This is a genomic window from Streptomyces sp. NPDC092952, from assembly GCF_044754785.1.
Classification (GTDB): Bacteria; Actinomycetota; Actinomycetes; order Streptomycetales; family Streptomycetaceae; genus Streptomyces.
The window spans coordinates 1-19,562 of sequence record NZ_JBIVPT010000010.1 but is presented as its reverse complement, the minus strand read 5'-3'; the positions used below and the strand labels follow the sequence as shown (position 1 = coordinate 19,562).

15 protein-coding genes are annotated in these 19,562 nt (G+C 72.5%); 4 read left to right on the top strand and 11 right to left on the bottom strand.

Features of this window, described 5'->3' with window-relative positions; genetic code table 11:
* Positions 1-76: 76 nt before the first annotated feature.
* Positions 77-1,192: a SchA/CurD-like domain-containing protein gene (locus tag ACIQGQ_RS23250; RefSeq protein WP_402398552.1), complete on the bottom strand. Its 1,116-nt coding sequence runs from the start codon at positions 1,190-1,192 to the stop codon at positions 77-79.
* 265 nt (positions 1,193-1,457) lie between these two features.
* On the opposite strand from ACIQGQ_RS23250, the gene ACIQGQ_RS23245 reads away from it, so the two are divergent.
* Positions 1,458-3,086, top strand: a complete 1,629-nt coding sequence (locus ACIQGQ_RS23245; RefSeq protein WP_402398551.1) for an FAD-dependent oxidoreductase — start codon at positions 1,458-1,460, stop codon at positions 3,084-3,086.
* A gap of 25 nt (positions 3,087-3,111) precedes the next feature.
* On the opposite strand, the gene ACIQGQ_RS23240 is transcribed toward ACIQGQ_RS23245, so the two are convergent.
* Positions 3,112-4,635, bottom strand: coding sequence for an alpha/beta fold hydrolase (locus tag ACIQGQ_RS23240; protein ID WP_402398550.1), 1,524 nt, complete (start codon positions 4,633-4,635; stop codon positions 3,112-3,114).
* 171 nt (positions 4,636-4,806) lie between these two features.
* Between ACIQGQ_RS23240 and paaK the strand changes: the two genes are divergently transcribed.
* On the top strand, positions 4,807-6,096 hold the full coding sequence (gene paaK / locus ACIQGQ_RS23235; RefSeq protein WP_402398549.1) for a phenylacetate--CoA ligase PaaK: 1,290 nt from the start codon (positions 4,807-4,809) through the stop codon (positions 6,094-6,096).
* Positions 6,097-6,123: 27 nt separating this feature from the next.
* Here paaK and ACIQGQ_RS23230 read toward each other — a convergent pair whose 3' ends face one another.
* Positions 6,124-7,734 (bottom strand): Flp family type IVb pilin, encoded by a 1,611-nt coding sequence (locus ACIQGQ_RS23230; RefSeq protein ID WP_402398548.1) that lies wholly within the window; start codon positions 7,732-7,734, stop codon positions 6,124-6,126.
* Positions 7,735-7,952: 218 nt separating this feature from the next.
* Positions 7,953-8,411, bottom strand: coding sequence for a hypothetical protein (locus ACIQGQ_RS23225; protein ID WP_402398547.1), 459 nt, complete (start codon positions 8,409-8,411; stop codon positions 7,953-7,955).
* 133 nt (positions 8,412-8,544) lie between these two features.
* On the opposite strand from ACIQGQ_RS23225, the gene ACIQGQ_RS23220 reads away from it, so the two are divergent.
* The gene (locus ACIQGQ_RS23220; protein WP_402398546.1) at positions 8,545-9,585 is read left to right on the top strand and encodes an RNA ligase family protein; all 1,041 of its coding nucleotides are present in this window, start codon (positions 8,545-8,547) and stop codon (positions 9,583-9,585) included.
* A gap of 273 nt (positions 9,586-9,858) precedes the next feature.
* On the opposite strand, the gene ACIQGQ_RS23215 is transcribed toward ACIQGQ_RS23220, so the two are convergent.
* From ACIQGQ_RS23215 to ACIQGQ_RS23200, 4 genes are read right to left on the bottom strand one after another with little or no spacing between them, the layout of a single operon-like run.
* Positions 9,859-11,370 (bottom strand): acyl-CoA synthetase, encoded by a 1,512-nt coding sequence (locus tag ACIQGQ_RS23215; RefSeq protein WP_402398545.1) that lies wholly within the window; start codon positions 11,368-11,370, stop codon positions 9,859-9,861.
* A 48-nt stretch (positions 11,371-11,418) separates the two neighbouring features.
* Entirely contained in the window at positions 11,419-12,525 is a 1,107-nt protein-coding gene (locus ACIQGQ_RS23210) for a calcium:proton antiporter (protein ID WP_402398544.1), read from the bottom strand.
* 56 nt (positions 12,526-12,581) lie between these two features.
* Positions 12,582-14,132, bottom strand: a complete 1,551-nt coding sequence (locus ACIQGQ_RS23205; protein WP_402398543.1) for an acyl-CoA synthetase — start codon at positions 14,130-14,132, stop codon at positions 12,582-12,584.
* Positions 14,129-15,238 (bottom strand): NAD(P)H-dependent flavin oxidoreductase, encoded by a 1,110-nt coding sequence (locus ACIQGQ_RS23200; RefSeq protein WP_402398542.1) that lies wholly within the window; start codon positions 15,236-15,238, stop codon positions 14,129-14,131. Before ACIQGQ_RS23200 ends, ACIQGQ_RS23205 begins: the two co-directional genes overlap by 4 nt.
* Before the next feature lie 181 nt (positions 15,239-15,419).
* On the opposite strand from ACIQGQ_RS23200, the gene ACIQGQ_RS23195 reads away from it, so the two are divergent.
* Entirely contained in the window at positions 15,420-17,270 is a 1,851-nt protein-coding gene (locus ACIQGQ_RS23195) for a serine hydrolase (RefSeq protein WP_402398805.1), read from the top strand.
* Between the two features lie 47 nt (positions 17,271-17,317).
* On the opposite strand, the gene ACIQGQ_RS23190 is transcribed toward ACIQGQ_RS23195, so the two are convergent.
* The 3 genes from ACIQGQ_RS23190 to ACIQGQ_RS23180 all read right to left on the bottom strand — a co-directional run.
* The gene (locus ACIQGQ_RS23190; RefSeq protein ID WP_402398541.1) at positions 17,318-18,487 is read right to left on the bottom strand and encodes a low temperature requirement protein A; all 1,170 of its coding nucleotides are present in this window, start codon (positions 18,485-18,487) and stop codon (positions 17,318-17,320) included.
* A 139-nt stretch (positions 18,488-18,626) separates the two neighbouring features.
* Positions 18,627-19,046 carry an SRPBCC family protein gene (locus tag ACIQGQ_RS23185; protein ID WP_402398540.1) on the bottom strand — a complete coding sequence of 140 codons (420 nt, stop codon included), beginning with the start codon at positions 19,044-19,046 and terminating at the stop codon, positions 18,627-18,629.
* Positions 19,047-19,105: 59 nt separating this feature from the next.
* Positions 19,106-19,562, bottom strand: a 457-nt coding sequence (locus tag ACIQGQ_RS23180; protein WP_402398539.1) for an aldo/keto reductase, incomplete at its 5' end; no start/stop codon positions are given.

Genomic DNA, 19,562 nt, shown 5'->3' with positions numbered 1-19,562 from the left:
CTGTTCTCCTCCTGGCGCATTGCGTGTTGTGTCGACGGGTCGAGCGAGAACCCCCCAGGGGGCGTTTATGCGCGGTTCAGGACTCCATGGCCTGCCGGTCCGTGATCAGGGTCATCTCGGACTCCTTGAGGAAGCGGGCGAGCCCCGGCCCGTCCGTGGGCACGGCGTCGCCGTCGAGGAGCCGTCCGAACCTGGCTTCCTTGCCGGTGCCGTCGACGCCCACGACCTGGGCGGCCTGGTCCTCGATCGGGCCGACCGCTTCGAGGAGGCGGACGACGACGTCGTCGCGCTGGAAGATGGTGCTGCTCTCGACGATGCTCGCCGGGTTCTCGGCGGCCTCCTCGTCCTGTTCGGCGAGGAGCCGGGCGAGGGCCATGCCGCAGCCCTCCTTGGCCTGGTAGAAGAGGGCGTGGCGGCGCACGTCCTGCGCCGGGTGCCGGCCGGTGGTCACGTGGTGGACGGTGGGGAGCGCCGCCCGGGTGAAGAACATCCGGGCGGAGTCCGGGTCGCTGAGGTCCCGGTCCTGCTCCAGGTACGGGTTGATCGCCTCCTCGACGGCCCTGACCTCGGGCTGCCGGGCGACGTGGCGGAGCGCGGCGAGCAGGTCGCCCTCGACCTCGACGGCGCGCACGACGCGGTTGCCGTGCATGAAGAGCGAGGTGCGGCGCAGCCGGGTCTCCGCGTCGACCCGGGCGTCCGGGGACTCGTAGTCGGCCAGGATCTTCGCCACGACGTCCTCGGTGCCGGGGCGGACGGTGAAGGTGAGGGCGTGCCGCACCACTCCGTCGCCCAGGCGCGGGGCCGCCTGGAGGCGGCCCTTGGCCGCGTCGGGCGCCATCTCGAAGGCCTTCCCGGTCTCCCGCAGGACGCTGAACCGCAGCGACCGGGTGTCGCGCACGCAGTTGTGCAGCGGCTGGACGGTGGCGACGTGCTCCTCGCTGTTCACCCAGGCGAGGAAGGGGGGCGCGCTGTCCCACTCGCTGGTGATCAGCCACTGCGAGGGGTTCTCGATGGACTGGCAGAGCTGGTCGCTGAGGTGCCCGGGGACGGAGGCCACCTGGTTGCGCATGTGCTCGTAGGCCTCCAGGAACTCCTTCTGGGCCCCGTCGTAGAGGTCCAGAAGGAGTACGACGCGGAGTCGGGAGCCGTCGAAGGCCGACTGGGAGATCCGTTCCGAGAGGGTGGTGGTCATCTTTGCGAACTCCTTCGAGACGGTCCGGCGGGCGGGGTGGCCTGCCGCCGGCCGTCGGGTGGCGAGTGGTTTTCCGGAGCGGGGTCTCTCCCGGCGAACGTGCGTGATCCGCGTCAGGGCCGCGGGCATCGTCTCCGTGACCGATCGTGAAACGCTGGTCCGGGTGGCGCGAGATTTATGAACCGTTCAGGTGAGCAGCCGTCCGAACCGCTCTCACCAGGGCATTGAACAATGCATCCGAACGGCGTTGGAGCAGGAGCAGCTGATGAACGAGAACGTCGACATTCGCGTACCGGTCCTCATCGTGGGCGGCTCCCTGGTGGGCCTGTCCACATCACTCTTTCTCGGCCGGCTCGGGATCGAACACCTGCTGGTCGAAAAGCACCGGGCCACCTCGACACACCCGCGCGGCCGCGGCAACAACGTCCGCACGATGGAGGTGTTCCGCACGGCGGGTGCCGAGGAGGGCATCCGCCGGGCGGCCACCGTCCTCGCCGGCAACCACGGCATCCTGCAAGCCGGTTCACTGACCGGGGACGACCAGGAGTGGCTGTTCAAGGAGATCGACCCGGGCGGCGGGATCGCCCGCTTCAGCCCGACCGGCTGGTGCCTGTGCAGCCAGAACGACCTGGAGCCGGTGCTGCTGGAGCAGGCCCGGAAGCAGGGCGGTGATCTCCGGTTCTCGACCGAGATGCAGAGCTTCGACCAGGACCCCTCCGGGGTGCACGCGGCGCTGAAGAACCGGGAGACCGGCGAGCACATCAGTGTCCGCGCGGACTACCTCGTCGCGGCCGACGGGCCGCGCAGCCCCATCCGCGACCAGCTGCGCATCGGCCGGACCGGTCCCGGGGACCTCTTCCACAACGTCAGCATCACCTTCCGCTCACTGCGTCTGGCCGATGTGCTGGGCGACCGGCGCTTCATCGTCTGCTACCTGACCAACCCCGACGCGGACGGCGCCCTGTTGCCGGTCGACAACAAGCGCGACTGGGTCTTCCACGCGCCGTGGAAGCCCGAACTCGGGGAAACCCTGGAGGACTTCACCGACGAGCGGTGCGCCCGGCACATCCGCACGGCGGTGGGCGCGCCGCATCTGGACATCGAGATCACCGGAAAGGCGCCGTGGCACGCGGCCGAGCGGGTCGCCGAGCGGTACTCCTCCGGACGGGTCTTCCTCGCCGGCGACTCGGCGCACGAGATGTCCCCCACCGGGGCGTTCGGCTCCAACACCGGCATCCAGGACGCGCACAACCTGGCCTGGAAGCTGGCGGCCGTGCTGAAGGGCGAGGCGGGTCCCGGGCTCCTGGACAGCTACGAGGCGGAGCGGCTGCCGGTGGCGCGGGCGACGAGCGCGCGGGCGTCGGCGCGCTCCGGCGAGCACAGCCACCCGGGGTACGAGGCGGCGCCCGGGGCGGGCGGCGGGCGCCAGGGCGGCATGCTGAGCGTGGCGCTGGGCTACCGCTACGCCCGGGGCGCGGTGCTGGGGGTCGACCCCGAGCAGCCGGTGGTCCCCCAGGGTGTGCGGTTGAACGGTGAACCAGGCAGTCGCGCTCCGCATCTGTGGGTCCGTCAGGGCGAAGAGCGCAAGTCCACGCTCGATCTGTACGAGCAGACACTGGTGCTGCTCACGGACGGTGAGGACACGGTGTGGCGCCGGGCGGCGGAACGGGTCGCGGCCCGGCTCACGGTGCGGCTGCCCGCGTACGGCATCGGCCCGGGTTCCGATCTGGAGCCGGAGGGCGGCGCGGACTGGGCCGAGGCGCACGGGACGACGCGCGGGGGTGCGGTGCTGGTGCGCCCCGACGCCTTCGTGGCCTGGCGGTCGGCGGGCCCGGTGGCCGATGCCGAGCAGACCCTGTACGAGGTCCTCACCTCGCTGCTCGACCGCGCCTGACCCGCCACCGCCGCCCTCCGCCGGCTCAGGACAGGCCGAACTCCTTCAGCGCCGCGAGATAGGCCCCGGGGCGTTCGGTGTGGACGAGATGACCGGCGTCGATGCTCCGGAACCGGCCGTCCGGTATCCGCCCCGCCAGCCAGACCAGCCGTTCCTGGTCGACATGGCTGGTGGGGCCGCCGCCGATGACGAGGGTCGGGGCGGTGATCCCCCCGAGCCGGTCCCGCACGCCGGGGTCCGGTGCGTTCAGCTGGGCGTCGGTCGACGGCACCACGGGCCAGTCGTACGCCAGCTCCCCCTCGGGCCGTACGGCGGGGGCGCGTGGCGGGTCGAGCGGGAACGGCGGCGGCGCCTCCTCCAGGACGAGCCGCCCGATCAGCCCCGGCTCCCGCTGCGCGAGCAGAAGGGCGGCCGCACCGCCCATGGAGTGCCCGACGACGGTGGCCCCGGCCAGATTGCGGACCTCCAGGAAGGCGTGCAGATCGTCCCGGAACAGCTCGAAGGAGTAGCGCCCCGGCCAGTCGCTGAGCCCGTGCCCCCGGAAGTCGAAGGCGTACACCCGGTGCTCGGCCGCGAGGTCCTCGGCGATCCGGGCCCAGGTGCGGCTGTCGTCGCACCGGCCGTGGACGAGCACGACGGGCGGCGCCGACGGCTCCCCCCACACCCGGTAGGCGAGCCGGGTCCCTCCGGCGTGCACACTGCGTACGTCGGGATCGAGGAAGGCCTCCACCGTGCGGACGAAGGCGCCCGGGTCGTCCAGCCAGGGAAAGTGCGCCGCGCCGCGCTGGACGACGAACTCCGCGTCGGGGAAGAGGGCGGCCAGCTCGGCGGCGCGGTCCGGGGTGGGGCCCGCGTCGTACTCCCCCGCGAGGACCAGTACGGGTGCGGTGACCTCGCCCAGAGCGGCCCGGGTGGCGGGCGGGTCGAAGGCGTCGTCCGCGTAGAAGTGCGCGGCCGCGGCGGAGTTGGTCAGCCCGGGCCCGGCGGCGGCGTGGGCGCGGGCGGCCTCGTCCCACCGCCCGTAGGCGAACGGGGCGACGGCGGCCCGGACCTCGTCGGGCGCGCCGCCCGCCAGGAAACCGTCCAGGGCGGCCCGCGCCCGCGGGTACCAGGGCTCGTCGCGCCGCAGTTCGCTCGCCTCGTACCAGTCCTGTTCGGTGACCTCGATGCCCACCGCCACGGTGCCGGGGGTGACGAGCGTCAGGGTGCGCAGCCGCCCCGGGTGGCGGGCCGCGTACAGGGCGGCGAGGTTGCCGGCGGCGGAGTGGGCCAGCAGGTCGACGCGCTCCTCGCCGAGGTGTTCGCGCAGCGCCTCGACGTCGTCGACCAGCCGGTCGCAGCGGTACGTCGACGGATCGTCCGGCACCGCGGAGTCCCCGGAGCCGCGCAGGTCCGGCACCACGAGCCGGCGGCGGGCTGCGAGCCCACCGAGGTCTCCCAGGTACGCGCCCGCCCGCATCGGCCCGCCCGGCAGGCAGATCAGCGCCGCGCCCTCGCCCAGGAGGCGGTAGGAGAGTTCGGTCCCGTCATATGCGTGGAAGATCGGCATGCCCGCCATCCAAACAGGGCCGGCCGGTCCGTGCGGCCCTGTTCGGTATGAGCGAAGTACCGGCCCCGATCAGTGCCGACGCGCCTCTTGCCATCCGGCGGACCGAACTGAATTACTGCTATCGAAAGATCGACCGAATGATCGGTCGTTGCTCGGAAGAGGGAGATCCCGATGGCGCCCCTGCTGGACGAGGCGGAACGACTGGGCCGGGACGAGCTGGAAGCGCTCCAGCTGGAGCGGCTGCGGGCCACGCTGCGCCACGCGTACGAGAACGTCGGGCACTACCGCGCCGCCTTCGACCGCGCCGGGCTGCGCCCGGAGGACTGCCGCACCCTCGCCGACCTCGCCCGTTTCCCCTTCACCACCAAGGCCGACCTGCGGGACAACTACCCCTTCGGGATGTTCGCCGTCCCCGAGGAGCGGGTCCGGCGCATCCATGCCTCCAGCGGGACCACGGGCCGCCCGACCGTCGTCGGCTACACCGACCGCGACCTGGACATCTGGGCCGATGTGGTCGCCCGCTCCATCCGGGCCGCCGGCGGGCGCCCCGGGATGAAGGTCCATGTGGCCTACGGGTACGGGCTGTTCACCGGCGGGCTCGGCGCGCACTACGGGGCGGAGCGGCTCGGCTGCACGGTCGTCCCGGCCTCCGGGGGGATGACCGCCCGCCAGGTCCAGCTGATCCAGGACTTCCGCCCCGAGATCATCATGGTGACCCCGTCGTACATGCTGACGCTGCTCGACGAGTTCGAGCGGCAGGGCGTCGATCCCCGGTCGACCTCGCTGCGGGTCGGGATCTTCGGTGCCGAGCCGTGGACGCAGGAGATGCGGCGCGAGATCGAGGAGCGGTTCGCGATCGACGCGGTCGACATCTACGGCCTCTCCGAGGTGATGGGCCCCGGGGTGGCGCAGGAGTGCGTCGAGACCAAGGACGGGCTGCACATCTGGGAGGACCACTTCTATCCCGAGGTGGTCGATCCGTTCACCGGCGAGGTGCTGCCCGAGGGTGAGGAGGGCGAGCTGGTCTTCACCTCGCTCACCAAGGAGGCGATGCCGGTGATCCGCTACCGCACCCGGGACCTGACCCGGCTGCTGCCGGGCACCGCCCGGGTGTTCCGGCGGATGGAGCAGGTGACCGGGCGCAGCGACGACCTGGTGATCCTGCGCGGGGTGAACCTCTATCCGACGCAGATCGAGGAGATCGTGCTGCGTACGCCGGGAGTGTCGCCCCACTTCCAGCTGCGGCTGACCCGTGAGGGCCGCCTCGACGTGCTGACCGTCCGGGCGGAGGCGCGGGCCGGGGCCGCTCCGGAGCGGCGGACGGCCGCCGCGGCGTCGATCGCGGCGGCCGTCAAGGACGGGATCGGGGTGTCGGTCGGGGTCGAGATCGTCGATCCGGAGACGCTGGAGCGGTCGGTCGGCAAGTTCCGCCGGATCGTGGACGAGCGCGGGGAGCGGTAGGCGCGTCCGCTTCACCGGGCAGGCGGTTCACCGGGGGGAGAAGGTCACCTCCTTGCCGTCCGCCGCGTAGTCGAAGGTGCCGGTGAAGCCCCAGTTCTTCCAGCCGCCGTCCCCCTTGTTGGTGATGGTGCCGCTGTCGAGGGCGAACACGTCGAATCCGTCCACCACCGCGAGGTGTTCGAGGCCGGACACCCCGGTGAAGGAGAGGTCGTCGAACGATTTCGCCACGATGATGTTCTTGCCGGGGAAGCCGCGTCCGTACTCGTCGATCAGCGAATGGGTGAGCTCGGCCCGGTCGCCGGGCACCTTGCCGGAGTAGTCGGTGCCGGGATAGGGGCCGCCGCCCGTGTACTTCGGCGAGCCGTCGTCGAAGTCGACGGTGCCCGATCCGGTGGCGGTGGAGTCGGCGTTCAGGTCGGCGGGCTGCGGCTTGTCGAAGGCGACCTTCGAGCCGTCCCGGGTGAAGTCGCCGTAGAAGGCCCAGTTGGTGTAGCCGCCGTCGCCGTCGTTGCTGAACGTGCCCTTGTCGAAGACGTAGAGGTCGAACACGGCCCGGCCGGAGGCGATGTCGTCGCCGCTCTCGGTGTCGTGGTACTCGTTGGAGTTGAGCCGGTACCTGCCGTGGTGCACGAACGAGTCCGGTTTCTCGACCCAGTGCGACGCCTGTTCGGAGTGCATCGCGACCACGTTGTAGTCGGGGTAGCAGCGGCGCATGTCGTTGACCAGCATCCGTACCGCCTGCGTCGACCCCTCGTTGTCCAGCGGGGAGTACGTGTTGTAGTACCGGCTCCGGTCCGGCGGTTCCTGTCCCTCGACCTGGCAGCCCTCGTCGCCGGGTTTCCAGCCCTCCTTGCGCTTGGGGCGGGGCGGTTCCCGGAACGTGACGGTACGGCGGTCGTCGCTGACGTCGAAGTACCCCTGGAAGGCGCGGTTCTTCCAGCCGAGATCGGCACCGTCCGCCCAGGTGAACGTGCCCGTCTTGAAGGCGTACACCCGGTACGTGGTGCCACTGATCTCCACCGTCTCGATCAGTGCGGTGCCGTCCATCTGCTGCAGATTGCCCTCGTGCGGCTGCGCGATGACGATGTTGTAGTCCGGGAGGCAGTAGGCGAGGTCGGCGAGTGCCAGCTTGACCCGCTTCTCCTTGTTCTTCTCGTTGTCGATCTTGTCGATGACGAAGTTGACCAGCCAGGAGTACCCCCAGGCGGCGGTCTTGCCGAGAACGCCGCTGCCCGGGACGGAGACCGAGGACTGCGATTCCCGGGGCTCGAAGCAGAGGTCGGGGAGCGCGTTCACCGTCTTGCCGGGGTCCTTTCCGGCGGACTTCCTGACGAACGGGGCGCCGAGGTCGCCGGCCCCGGTGCGCAGGGTGCCGGGTTCGACGGGATCCCCGGCCTCCGGCGGCCCGACCACACGCTTGACATCGTTGTCGTCGAGGCAGTCACCGCCCCCTCCGCCCACGGCCGCGGTGATGCGGCAGATCTGGGCGTGCGTGACGCGGGAGACATCGCTCCCGATGGCCGCGGCGGTCACGGCTCCGATCACGGCGACGACGGTCCCCAGCAGGGCCAGGTACTCGATCGCCGTCTGCCCCGCGCTCGCGCGCATGTCCAGGCGTGTGCGGTCACTGCGTTTCACGCGTCACCTCATCATGGATTACTCGCGTCACCGGGGCCGTATGCCTACCGGGACCAGAACGGTAGCGGCGGCACCGGGGCCCACGGGTAGGGTCCGGAGGCCCGCCCATGGACCCAGACCGCCGGGCCGACCGGGCCCGCGGTCGCACCGGGGCCCGGCCCCGCACGCGGGCGGCCGCCGCGACGCACCGGCCCGGGGCGGCGGCGCTCCGCGATTGGTCAGGCGGGGTCGCCCTCGTACGCCGCCAGCGCGGCCTGCCGCAGTCCGAACAGGCGGCGCAGCCCCTCCTCGTCGAGCCGTCCGTCCGCCAACACGACGACGGCCTCGCCCTCCAGGGCGGCCCACGCCGTCCGCGCCCGCTTGTGGGCCACCCGCCGGTCGTCGCTCCGCAGGAATCCGGCCCCTGCCGACAGCCCCGCGGACACCAGGGCCAGCAGCGCCGCGGGAACACGCGCGTCCGCCGTGGCCAGACCCGCCGCACCGGATACGGCGGCGAGCAGGGCGGCGGGAAAGCCCAGGACGACATCGATGACCGCCCAGAGCCGGGCCCGCCGGTCGGCGAGCCGGATTCCCTTCCGCGCCTCGTCACACAGCCGCTCGGCCTCGGCGGACAACCGGCCCCCGGGGTCCGACTCCCCCGGGGCCCCTTCCCCCGCACCTTCCCCACGATCGCTCATGCCCCTGATTCCAGCACAAGTCGCGTTCCCTCCTTACCAGTTGGCACACTTCGAGCCCGCCGGCCCGCCCTGCTCCCCATCCTCGGGGAATCCCGGTTGCCCGGGTTCGGACCGCGCGGCCACAATTCCCGGTGTGTCCGACACGACGTCAACGGGTCCCGCCCTGCGGCCCTATCCGAAGATCTCCGCCAAGCAGCGGCTCGGCCTGTCCGGGGTCCGCGAGTGGATCGCGGTGGAGAAGGTCCACGGGGCGCATTTCGCGGTGGTCTGCGACGGCGCCGGGGCCCGCCCGGCGAAGCGGCGCGAGTCCCTGGGCGACGACGCCCTGGACGGCTTCTTCGGCGTCAGCAGGATCTGGCCGGAACTGTCGGTGGCCGCGGCCCGCTTCGCCTCGGCGACGCGCGCCGCGTGGGGCGGGGACGCGGTGGTGACGGTCTACGGGGAGCTCGCCGGCGGCCGCTACCCGCACCCGGACGTCCCCGCCGTCGCGGGGGTCGAACCGGTGCAGACCGGGGTCTGGTACGCGCCGGCGCTGCGGTGGCTGCCGTTCGACGCCTCGGTCGAGACGGGCGGGGGCCGGTGGTGGCTCTCCGACCGGGAGCTGCGGCGGACGGCGGCCGACACCGGGCTCGTCTGCGTACCCGTGGTCGGCCGGGGCCCGCTGAACGGGCTCCAGGAGCTGCCCTGCGCCTTCCCCACCCGCGTCCCGGCCCTGTTCGGCCTTCCCGGGCTGACGGAGAACCTGGCCGAGGGGTACGTCCTCAAGCCCGCGGCCGAGTGGCGGGAGGCGGGCCCGGACGGTGCCGGGGTCCGCCCGGTGGTGAAGGTGAAGCAGAAGGCGTTCGCCGAGGACGAGCGCTTCGACGGCTCCCGGCCCTATCTGGTGCCGCCGCAGGGCGCGGCGGGGGTTCCCGCCTGGCTCCTGGTCCAGGCGTCGGCGCTGCTCACCCCCGCCCGCGCGGCCGCCGCGGTGAGCAAGCTCGGCCCCCGGACCTCCGTGGACGCGGTGGCGGAGGAGATCGCGCGGGACGTGTCCGAGGAACTCTCCGAAGCCCTGGGCGGGGTGGAGGAGTCGCTTCTGCGCGCCCTGGGACGGGCCCTGGGACCGGGGGTCCGCGCCCTGGCCGCGTTCGACGCCGAGGACCGGTCCGCCGCCGGCCCCGGCCAGGAGTGACCGGCGCATCCCGTCCCGGCGCGTGGCGACCGGATCAGCGGCCCTCGCGACTCCGGAAACCGGGGCGCACACGGCCTCGGCGGGGCCCCGACCGCCTTCGCGGCGCCGAAGTGCGTACGCGCGTCGAGCGCTCCGGCGGCCCCCACGCTGGTACGCCCCTGTTACGCGCCCGGCCCGCCGCCCTGCGCACCGTCCCTCACCCGACGGCCGCCCTCCGGGACGGGCCCGTGACGGGCCGGTCCTCGAACCTGACCGGTCGCTCGTCGGCCGCTCTCACCGCACCTCCCCGGCGAACCGGTCGCGCAGTTCCCGCTTGAGGATCTTCCCGCTGGCGTTGCGCGGCAGCTCGTCCACGAAGCGGATCCGTTTCGGTGCCTTGAAGTGGGCGAGCCGCTCGCGGGCGTGGCCGATGAGTTCGTCGGCCGTCGCCTCGCCACGCAGCACGACGACGGCGGTGACCGCCTCGATCCAGCGTTCGTCGGGCAGGCCGACGACAGCGGCCTCGGCGACGGCGGGGTGGGTGTAGAGGGCGTCCTCGACCTCCCGGGAGGCGACCAGGACACCGCCGGAGTTGATGACGTCCTTCACCCGGTCGACGACGGTGAAGTAGCCGTCCGCGTCGCGCACCGCGAGGTCGCCGGAGTGGAACCAGCCGTTCCGGAAGGCTGCCGCGGTCTCCTCGGGCTTGTCCCAGTAGCCCTCGCACAGCTGGGGCGAGCGGTAGACCACCTCGCCGGGTGTGCCGTCGGGCACCTCCTGGCCGTCCTCGCCGACGACCCGGGCCTCGACGAAGAGGACGGGGCGACCGCAGGAGCCCATCCGGCCCTCGTGCTCGTCCGGGCCGAGGACGGTGGCGAGCGGGCCGATCTCGCTCTGTCCGAAGCAGTTGTAGAAGGCGAGCGCGGGCAGCCGTTCGCGGAGCCGCTCCAGGACCGGTACGGGCATGATCGACGCGCCGTAGTACGCCTTGCGCAGCCCGCCGAGGTCACGGGTGGTGAAGCCGGGGTGGCGGGAGATGCCGATCCAGACGGTCGGCGGGGCGAAGACGCTGTCCGCCCGCCCGGTCTCGACGAGTTCGAGGATCCGGTCCGCGTCGGGCGCGTCGAGGACGATGCTCTCCGCCCCGACCGCGAGGTACGGCATCAGGAACACGTGCATCTGCGCGGAGTGGTAGAGCGGCAGGGCGTGCACGGGCCGGTCGGTGGCCTTGAGGTCGAGTGCGGTGATCGCGCTGACGTACTCGTGGACGAGGGCGCCGTGCGTCATCATCGCGCCCTTGGGCAGCGCGGTGGTGCCGGAGGTGTAGAGCAGCTGCACGAGGTCGCCCGCGGCCGGTCCGCGCTCCGGGGCGAAGGGGCGCGGTACGGCGGTGGCCGCCAGGAGGGAGTCCGGGGCGTCGCGCAGCGGGCGGACCGGGAAGGTGCCGGGGACCCGGCCGGTGAGGTCCGGGTCGGTGAGGACCAGTGTGCTGCCGGACTGTTCGAGGAGGTACGCGAGGTCTCCGCCGGTGAGGTTCTGGTTGACCGGTACGTGGACGAGGCCGGCGCGGGCGCAGCCGAGGAAGCCGATCAGATAGGCGTCGGAGTTGTGCGCGTAGCAGGCGACCCGGTCGCCCGGGCGCAGTCCGTGCTCCTGGGTGAGGACGGCGGCCGCCGTGCTGACGGCCGCGTCGAGTTCGGCGTAGCTCCACGACCGGTCGGCGTACCGCAGTGCGGTGCGTTCCGGGGTGCGCCGGGCGCTGCGCGCCAGGACTCCGTCGACTGTGCTGCTCCGTACACCTGTCATGGCGTGATCCTGTGCGGCCGGAACCCGCTGGTCAAGGGTTCGGGACGGTCAGGGGCTGATCGCGAGGAAGACGAAGGCGGCGAAGATCGACAGATGGACGCCGCCCTGGAGCAGGGTGGCCCGTCCCGGAACGACGGTCAGCGCGCCGACCACCACGGTGAGGGCGAGCAGCACCATGTGGGTGGCGCCGAGGCCGAGGTGGAGCGGGCCGTGGAGCCAGATCGAGGCGAGGGCGATGGCCGGGATGGTCAGGCCGATGCTGGCCATCGCCGAGCCGAGGGCGAGGTTGAGGCTGGTCTGGACGCGCTCGCGGCGGGCCGCCCGTACCGCCGCGAGGGTCTCCGGCAGCAGGACCAGCAGGGCGATGACGACACCGACCACCGCCTGCGGCATGCCGGCCGCCTCCACCCCGGACTCGATGGTCGGGGAGACGGACTTGGCGTCGCCGACGACCGCGACGAGCGCGACCAGCAGCATCACCACGCTGAGGACGGTGGCGCCCCGGCCGGGCAGGGGGGCGTGGTGCTCGTCCGGTTTCAGCGCGCCCTCCGGGGTGAGGGGCAGGAAGTACTCGCGGTGCCGGACGGTCTGGACGGCGACGAAGAGCCCGTACAGGAAGAGCGAGGCGACGGCGGCGAAGGTCAGTTGGGCGCTGGAGAACTCGGGGCCGGGTTTGCCGATGGTGAAGGTCGGCAGGACCAGGCTCAGCGTGGCCAGGGTGGCGACGGTGGCGAGGGCGGCCCCGGACCCCTCGGCGTTGAAGACGGCGACGCGGGAGCGGACCGCCCCGACCAGCAGGGACAGTCCGACGATCCCGTTGCAGGTGATCATCACGGCGGCGAAGACGGTGTCGCGGGCCAGTGCGGTCGTCTTGGGGCCGCCGTCGGCCATCAGGGTGACGATGAGGGCCACTTCGATCACGGTGACGGCGACGGCCAGCACGAGCGAGCCGAACGGCTCCCCGACCCGGTGGGCGATGACCTCGGCGTGGTGCACGGCGGCGAGGACGGCGCCGGCCAGGCAGAGCGCGACCACCACGACCGCGAACGTGGGCAGTTCCCGGCCCCAGCTGAACACCAGCGCGAGGGCGGCGAGGACCGGAACGGCCACCGTCCACTGGGTCGACAGTGCCCGGACCGTGGTGCGCGCGTTCATGGGCCTCACCCTGCCAGAGCCCCGGTACGGCCGCCGCCGGGCGGCGGCCGTCCGGCTCACACGGCCCGGGAGTGCCCTTCCCAGTAGGGGTCGCGCAGCCGCCGTTTGTAGAGCTTGCCGTTGGGGTCGCGGGGCAGGGTGTCGATGAAGTCGACGGTGCGGGGGCGTTTGTATCCGGCGAGCCGCTGTTCGCAGTGGAGCAGGATCGCCTCGGCGAGCTCCGGGCCGGGCCGGTGGCCCTCGGCCGGTTCGACGACGGCCTTGACCTCCTCGCCCCAGTCGGGGTGCGGGATGCCGAAGACCGCGACGTCGGCGACGGCCGGGTGGCCGAGGAGGACGCCCTCGATCTCGGCGGGGTAGATGTTGACGCCGCCGGAGATGATCATGTCGATCTTGCGGTCGCGGAGGAAGAGGTAGCCGTCCTCGTCGAGGAGGCCGAGGTCGCCGACGGTGAAGAAGTCGCCGATGCGGTTCTTCCGGGTCTTGGTCTCGTCCTTGTGGTAGCTGAAGCCGCCGGTGTTCATCTTCAGGTAGACGGTGCCGAGCTCGCCGGGCGGCAGCCGGTTGCCGTCGTCGTCGAAGACGGCGAGTTCGCTGATCGGCCAGGCCCGGCCGACCGTGCCCGGCTTCCTCAGCCAGTCGTCGGCGGTGGCGAAGGCGCCGCCGCCCTCGCTGGCCGCGTAGTACTCCTCGACGCACTTCCCCCACCAGTCGATCATGGCGCGTTTGACGTGGTCGGGGCAGGGCGCGGCGCCGTGGATGGCGTGCCGCATGGCGGTGACGTCGTAGCGCTGTTTGACGTCGTCCGGCAGGGCGAGCAGGCGGTGGAACTGGGTGGGGACCATGTGGGTGTGGGTGCAGCGGTGGGTGTCGATCAGCCGCAGCATCTCCTCGGGGGCCCAGCGGTCCATCAGCACCAGGGGGTGGCCGATGTGCAGGGAGGCGCCGGCGAACTGGAGCACGGCCGTGTGGTAGAGCGGCGAGCAGACCAGGTGGACGTTGCCGTCGAAGGGTTTGATGCCGAAGATGCCGAGGAAGCCGCCGAGGTGGCTCTCCTCGGGGAGGCGGCCGGAGAGCGGGCGGCGGATGCCGCGCGGGCGGCCGGTGGTGCCCGAGGTGTAGTTCATGACCCAGCCCAGGGTGCGGTCGTCCGGGGCGTCCCCGGGCTGCCCTTCGAGCAGTTCGGCGTACGGGCGGAAGCCGTCGACGGTGCCCACGGCGTAGCGGTGGCTCGCGGGGAGTTTCGCCTCGTCGGCGGCGTCGGCCGCGGCCCGTGCGAACCGTTCGTGGGCGATGAGGACCTTGGCGCCGGAGTCGGCGACGATCCAGGCGATCTCGGGGCCGACGAAGTGGTGGTTGACGGGGACGAGGTAGAAGCCGGCCTGGGAGGCGGCGAGGTAGGCGGTGAAGAACTCGACGCCGTTCGGCAGGACGACCGCGAACGCGTCGCCGCGTTCCAGTCCGGCCGCGCGCAGCCCGTGGACCATGCGGTTGGCGGCGGCGTGCAGCCGGCCGGCCGTCCATGGCTCGCCGTCGGGGGCGATCAGTACGGTGCGGCCGGGATCGGCGGTGGCCTGGGCCCAGAAGCCGTTGGGGGGCGGTGTCATGAGGCGCTCCGTCCGGCGATGCGGTCGATCCGGTCCACGGCGCGTTCGAAGCCGCGGGTCAGGTCGTCGAAGACGGCCCGCACACTGCGTTCGCTGTTCATCCGGCCGACGATCTGGCCGACCGGGGTGCCGAGCAGGGCCCCGGTCTCGTACTTCTGGATCCGGGAGACGGCCTCGGCCACCAGCAGCCCCTGGAGCGGCATGGGCAGCGGTCCGGGGCCCGCCGGATCGTCCCAGGCGTCGGTCCATTCGGTACGGAGCTGGCGCGCGGGTTTGCCGGTCAGCGCGCGGGAGCGGACGGTGTCGCCCGAGCCCGCGTCGAGGAGTTTGCGGGTCAGGGCGCGGGAGTGGAGGTCGGCCTCCTCGGTGGTCAGCCAGAGGGAGCCGAGCCAGACGCCCTGGGCGCCGAGGGCGAGCCCGGCGGCGATCTGCTCCCCGCTGCCTATCCCTCCGGCGGCGAGGACGGGGAGCGGTCCGACGGCGTCGACGACTTCCGGGACCAGGACCATCGAGGCGATCTCGCCGGTGTGGCCGCCCGCCTCGTACCCCTGGGCGACGACGATGTCGATGCCCGCCTCGGCGTGGCGGCGGGCGTGCTTGGCGCTTCCGGCGAGGGCGGCGACGAGGACGCCCCGGTCGTGGGCGCGCTGTACGACGTCGGCGGGCGGCGATCCGAGGGCGTTGGCGAGGAGCCTGATGGGGTAGTCGAAGGCGACGTCGAGCTGGTTGCGGGCGACCTCCTCCATCCAGCCGGTGATCCGCCAGCCGGACGCCTCGCCCTCGGGGAGTTCCGGTACGCCGTGCTTGGCGAGGGTGTCCTGGACGAACCGGCGGTGCCCTTCCGGGATCATCGCCTCGACGTCGGCCTCGGTGACCCCTTCGACCTTCTTCGCGGGCATGACGACGTCGAGCCCGTACGGCTTGCCGTCGGTGTGCTCCTGCATCCAGTCGAGATCGCGCGCCAGCTCGTCGGGGGCGGTGTAGCGGACCGCGCCGAGGACGCCGAAGCCACCGGCCCGGGTGATGGCCGCGGCCACCGCCGGGAACGGCGTGAAGCCGAAGATGGCGTGCTCGACTCCCAGTTTCTTGCTCAGCTCCGTCTCCATGGGCGGCAGGATGCCGCAGCCGGGCGGCCGAGGGAAGAGATTTTCTGATGCCCAGTCAGATTCTTTCCGGCGCACGGGACCCCCGTGACGGCAGGGGTGACAGTAACCTCTGCGTCGGCAAGAAGTTTCAGTGGCGGACGAGATTACGAAAGTTATTTTCGTGCAGCGGAAGGGGCTCCGGATGACCGAGGACGCGGCGGGCAGAGGCATCAGCCGGCGGAGGCTGGGCGGTGGGATGCTGGCCCTGGGCGGGGCGATCGCCCTGGCGCCGATCCCGTTCGCGGGGCAGGCGTCGGCCATGGAAGCGGAGACGGGATCGTCGGCTGTGCGCACAACGGAATCCGGGGGCGCCGCGCCCGGGCAGGACCGCCCGACGCTGCGGCGCGGGCCCGCCGCCCGCGCCGGGCTGCTCCAGGAGCCCCTGGACCAACTGGTGGCCGACGCCGAGAAGTTCCTCGCCGACTCCCCCAAGCATCCCTGGTACGCGGGGGCGGTGCTGCTCGCCGGGCGCGGCGGAACGGTCGCCCTGCACCGGCCGATCGGCATGGCCGTGCGCTACGCGGCGTACGACGAGACCACCGACACCGGGGTGGAGTTCCCGCCTGACCAGCAGATCGCGATGGCCGAGGACACCGTCTTCGACCTGGCCTCGGTCTCCAAGCTGTTCACCTCGATCCTGGCCGTGCAGCAGATCGAGCGCGGAAAGCTGGAGCTGGAGGCGAAGGTCGCCTCGTACCTCCCCGATTTCGCGGGCGGCGGCAAGCAGGACATCACCATCCGTCATCTGCTCACCCACACCTCGGGGTTCCGCTCCTGGATCCCGCTCTACAAGGAGCCGACCCGCGAGGGGAAGCTGCGCCTGCTGTGGGACGAGGTCCCGGCCAATCCGCCCGGAACGGTCTACCTCTACTCCGACCTCAATCTGATCTCGCTCCAGCTGGTCCTGGAGAAGATCACCGGCCGCGCCCAGGACGTCCTGCTCCGCGAGGAGATCACCGCCCCGCTCGGGATGCACCGCACCCGCTACAACCCGCCGGCCGCCTGGAAGCCGAAGATCGCCGCGACCGAGGACGCCCGCCAGCCCTGGTCCGGGCTGGACCGCGGACTGGTCTGGGGCGAGGTGCACGACGAGAACGCCTACAGCCTGGACGGGGTGGCGGGCCACGCCGGGGTCTTCTCCTGCGCCTGGGACCTGGCGGTCCTCGCCCGTACGCTGCTCAACGGCGGGGTGTACGGGCGCTCCCGCATCCTCTCGGACGCCTCGGTGGACCTGCTCTTCACCGACTTCAACACCGCGTTCCCGGGCGATGCGCACGGCCTCGGCTTCGAGCTCTACCAGCACTGGTACATGGGAGCGATGGCCACTCCGCGCACTGCGGGCCACACCGGCTTCACCGGCACCAGTCTCGTGCTGGACCCGACGACCGACTCCTTCCTGATCGTCCTCGGCAACTCGGTGCACCCGGTGCGCAACTGGCGTTCCGGCAGCGCCCCGCGCGTCGCCACCGCCAACCGGATGGCCCGCGCCGTCGCGGTCCGCCCCGCGCACGGGCGCACGGCGTGGTTCTCCGGCATGGCGAGCGCCACCACCGCGACGCTCACCCTGCCCGCGCTGCGGCCCGCCTCCGCGCGGGCCAGGCTGCGCTCGGCCCTGTGGTGGGACACCGAGCCCGGCTCCGACTTCCTCTTCCTGGAGGCGTCGGCGGACGCCGGGGCGACCTGGCAGCCCGTGCCGTTCACCACCGTCCCGGCCCCGGGGCGGCCCCGTCCGGAGTCGGAGGCCCATCCCGCCGGTTCGGTCTCGGGCTGGTCCGGCCGGGTGTGGCACGACCTGGAGGCGGACCTCACCGCCTGGCGCGGCACGGAGCTGCGCCTGCGCTGGCGGTACGCGACCGACCAGCTCTACGTCGGCCGCGGGGTGTACGTGGACGCGGTGCGCGTCGAGGACGACGGCCGCACGCTCTTCGACGACAGCCGCTCCCGCGACGCGTCCCGGGTGGAGGCCCGGGGCTGGACGGCCTCCACCGACTGACGGCCGGGGCCGGGGATCCGCCGTCGGCGGGCGGCGGATCCCCGGGCTCACGGCCCCGCGCGGGTTCCGGCCGTCATCGTCGTGAGGACCCGCCGGTGCACCCGTCGCAGTGGGACGACGAGGGCGACGAGAAGGACGTCGAGGATCAGCACCGAGGCCAGCGGCGGGATCCGGACGGCGGCGACACCGGCGACGGCGAAGGCCAGGCAGGCCAGGAGCCGGGCACCCCACGCCTGCCCGGTGGAGGTGAAGTACCACCACGCCTGGGTGATCACGTAGAGGATGGGCCCGCCGAAGAGGAGGAGGCCGAGCGTGATGCCGCCGGGGCCCAGGGGGTGGCCGATGGCGAGCTCGGCGCCGACGGCGAGCGCCACCAGACCGGCCAGGGTGGGGTACTGGCCGCTGACGGCGCGGCGGACCGGCAGCAGTTTGTCGGCCGTGTCCGCGACATGCCGGGCGAGAATGTCCTCGCCGCCCTGGAAGTAGCTGGAGCACAGGCACACCAGCGCGACGAACACACCGAGCCCGGCCGCCACGGTGGCCGCTTCGACGGGGGCGTCGGAGATCGCCGCACCGATGGTCAGGACCGTCTCGCCGAGCTGGATGATGATGAACAGACGGATCCGCTCCACCATGTGCTCGGCGTCGAAGGCGAGGTTCCGGGAGGAGAGCCGGTCGCGGGGCAGCGGGTGGGCCAGCCAGACACCCGCCATGTCGACGGCGGCGGCCACCGCCCACCAGACCACCCGGGGCCCGGGCTCCGCGGCGGCACCGATCAGCCAGAACGGCACCGAGAAGGCGGCCCACGCGGACACCCGGCGGTAGTGATGGCGCAGGACCGGGGTCGGGGCGGCCAGGGCTGCGGTGAGGTCGACCAGGAGCAGAATGGCGACCAGGGGAAGGGCGAAGGCCCACGGCCGCCCGGCGAAGGCGTGCGGGATCTGGGCGTTCATGAACAGGCCCAGTCCCATCACGACCAGGACCAGCCACCGGGTCCGGGGCCGTTCGACGTCCAGGAAGGTGGCGTCGAAGCTGGTCAGCGCCCAGAGGCTGAGCACCGCCACCAGCATGACCGCGGTCTCGGCCGCGCCGCGCCAGGAGAGCTCGCCGTGCAGGTGCTCCGCGAGCCGGCCGATCGCGAAGACGAAGACCAGGTCGAAGAAGAGTTCCAGCGGCGCCACGCTCCGCCGCGGCGGCACCGACGGCGCGCCGTTCACACGCCCGCGCCGTTCACGGTCCCGTCGTCGATCCTCATGGATTCACGATCCGACGGCCGGACGCGGTGCGCAACGCGTGCCGCGACGCCACGGACCGGGCACGTACGGGGTGCCTCCGGCCCGCGGTGGGGCGTCGGCGTCAGGCCGCGAGGGTCTTGCCGAGGGCGTCGAGACCGTCGGCGTAGATGCCGGTGAAGAGCGCGACGGCTTCGTCGTCGGTGACGCCGTCCGGGGCGAAGCGCCCGGACCACTGCACCTCGGCGACGTCGTCCCGGCCCGGGACGGGGTGGACCCGGATGGTGGAGACGTAGCCGCTGACGGGGAAGGGCGCCCGGACGATGGCGTAGCTGTAGTGGCGCTCGGCCTCGTTGAAGCCGACGAGGCGCTCGACGATGGTCTCTCCCCCGGCATTGCTCAGCCGGCGGACCCGGCCGCCCTCCGACGGGGTGCTCTCGGGGATGTAGGGGAGCCAGTCGGGCAGGGCGTCGAAGCCGCCGATGAGGCTCCACACCCTCTCGGGCGAGGCGGCGACGGTACGGGAGACGGAGGTGGAAGCCATGATCGCTTCTCCTGTTGCTGCGTAAGGTGTGTGGGGGGATTCCGTGCCGGGCACGGGGGTCAGGCGCCGTTCGGGAGCGGGGCGGCCGGGCTGACCAGCCCGGCGGCACGCAGCTCCGTCCAGAACGCGGCCGGGATGTCCTCGGCGAGGGCGGCGACGTCCTCGGCGATGCGGCTGGGCCGCGTGGCGCCGGGAACCGCGGCGGCGGACGCCGGGTGGGCGAGGGAGAACTGCAGTGCGGCAGCCTTGATGCCCACCCCGTGCTTCTCGGCCAGCGCCTTGATCCTGCCGACGCGCTCGACGATCTCCGGCGGGGCCTGCTGGTACTCGAAGTGGGTGCCTCCGGCGAGGACTCCGGAGCTGTAGGGGCCGCCGACGACCATGTCGACCCCCTGCTCCTGGGCCATGGGCAGCAGCCGCTCTAGGTGTTCTGTCCCGGGAGGTTGTGGACGGGTGAGCGAGGTCTCGGCTGAGGGATCTTGAAGCAGGTGAGGGCCTTCCGGTTCGGTGTGGATT

Bases quoted from the DNA above. Each gene is read 5' to 3' on its own strand.
- ACIQGQ_RS23215 (WP_402398545.1), bottom strand. From the start codon at position 11,370: ATGACAGGTGTACGGAGCAGCACAGTCGACGGAGTCCTGGCGCGCAGC.
- ACIQGQ_RS23185 (WP_402398540.1), bottom strand. From the start codon at position 19,046: ATGGCTTCCACCTCCGTCTCCCGTACCGTCGCCGCCTCGCCCGAGAGG.
- paaK (WP_402398549.1), top strand. From the start codon at position 4,807: ATGGCGCCCCTGCTGGACGAGGCGGAACGACTGGGCCGGGACGAGCTG.
- ACIQGQ_RS23210 (WP_402398544.1), bottom strand. From the start codon at position 12,525: ATGAACGCGCGCACCACGGTCCGGGCACTGTCGACCCAGTGGACGGTG.
- ACIQGQ_RS23225 (WP_402398547.1), bottom strand. From the start codon at position 8,411: ATGAGCGATCGTGGGGAAGGTGCGGGGGAAGGGGCCCCGGGGGAGTCG.
- ACIQGQ_RS23240 (WP_402398550.1), bottom strand. From the start codon at position 4,635: ATGCCGATCTTCCACGCATATGACGGGACCGAACTCTCCTACCGCCTC.
- ACIQGQ_RS23205 (WP_402398543.1), bottom strand. From the start codon at position 14,132: ATGACACCGCCCCCCAACGGCTTCTGGGCCCAGGCCACCGCCGATCCC.
- ACIQGQ_RS23245 (WP_402398551.1), top strand. From the start codon at position 1,458: ATGAACGAGAACGTCGACATTCGCGTACCGGTCCTCATCGTGGGCGGC.
- ACIQGQ_RS23195 (WP_402398805.1), top strand. From the start codon at position 15,420: ATGACCGAGGACGCGGCGGGCAGAGGCATCAGCCGGCGGAGGCTGGGC.
- ACIQGQ_RS23250 (WP_402398552.1), bottom strand. From the start codon at position 1,192: ATGACCACCACCCTCTCGGAACGGATCTCCCAGTCGGCCTTCGACGGC.
- ACIQGQ_RS23200 (WP_402398542.1), bottom strand. From the start codon at position 15,238: ATGGAGACGGAGCTGAGCAAGAAACTGGGAGTCGAGCACGCCATCTTC.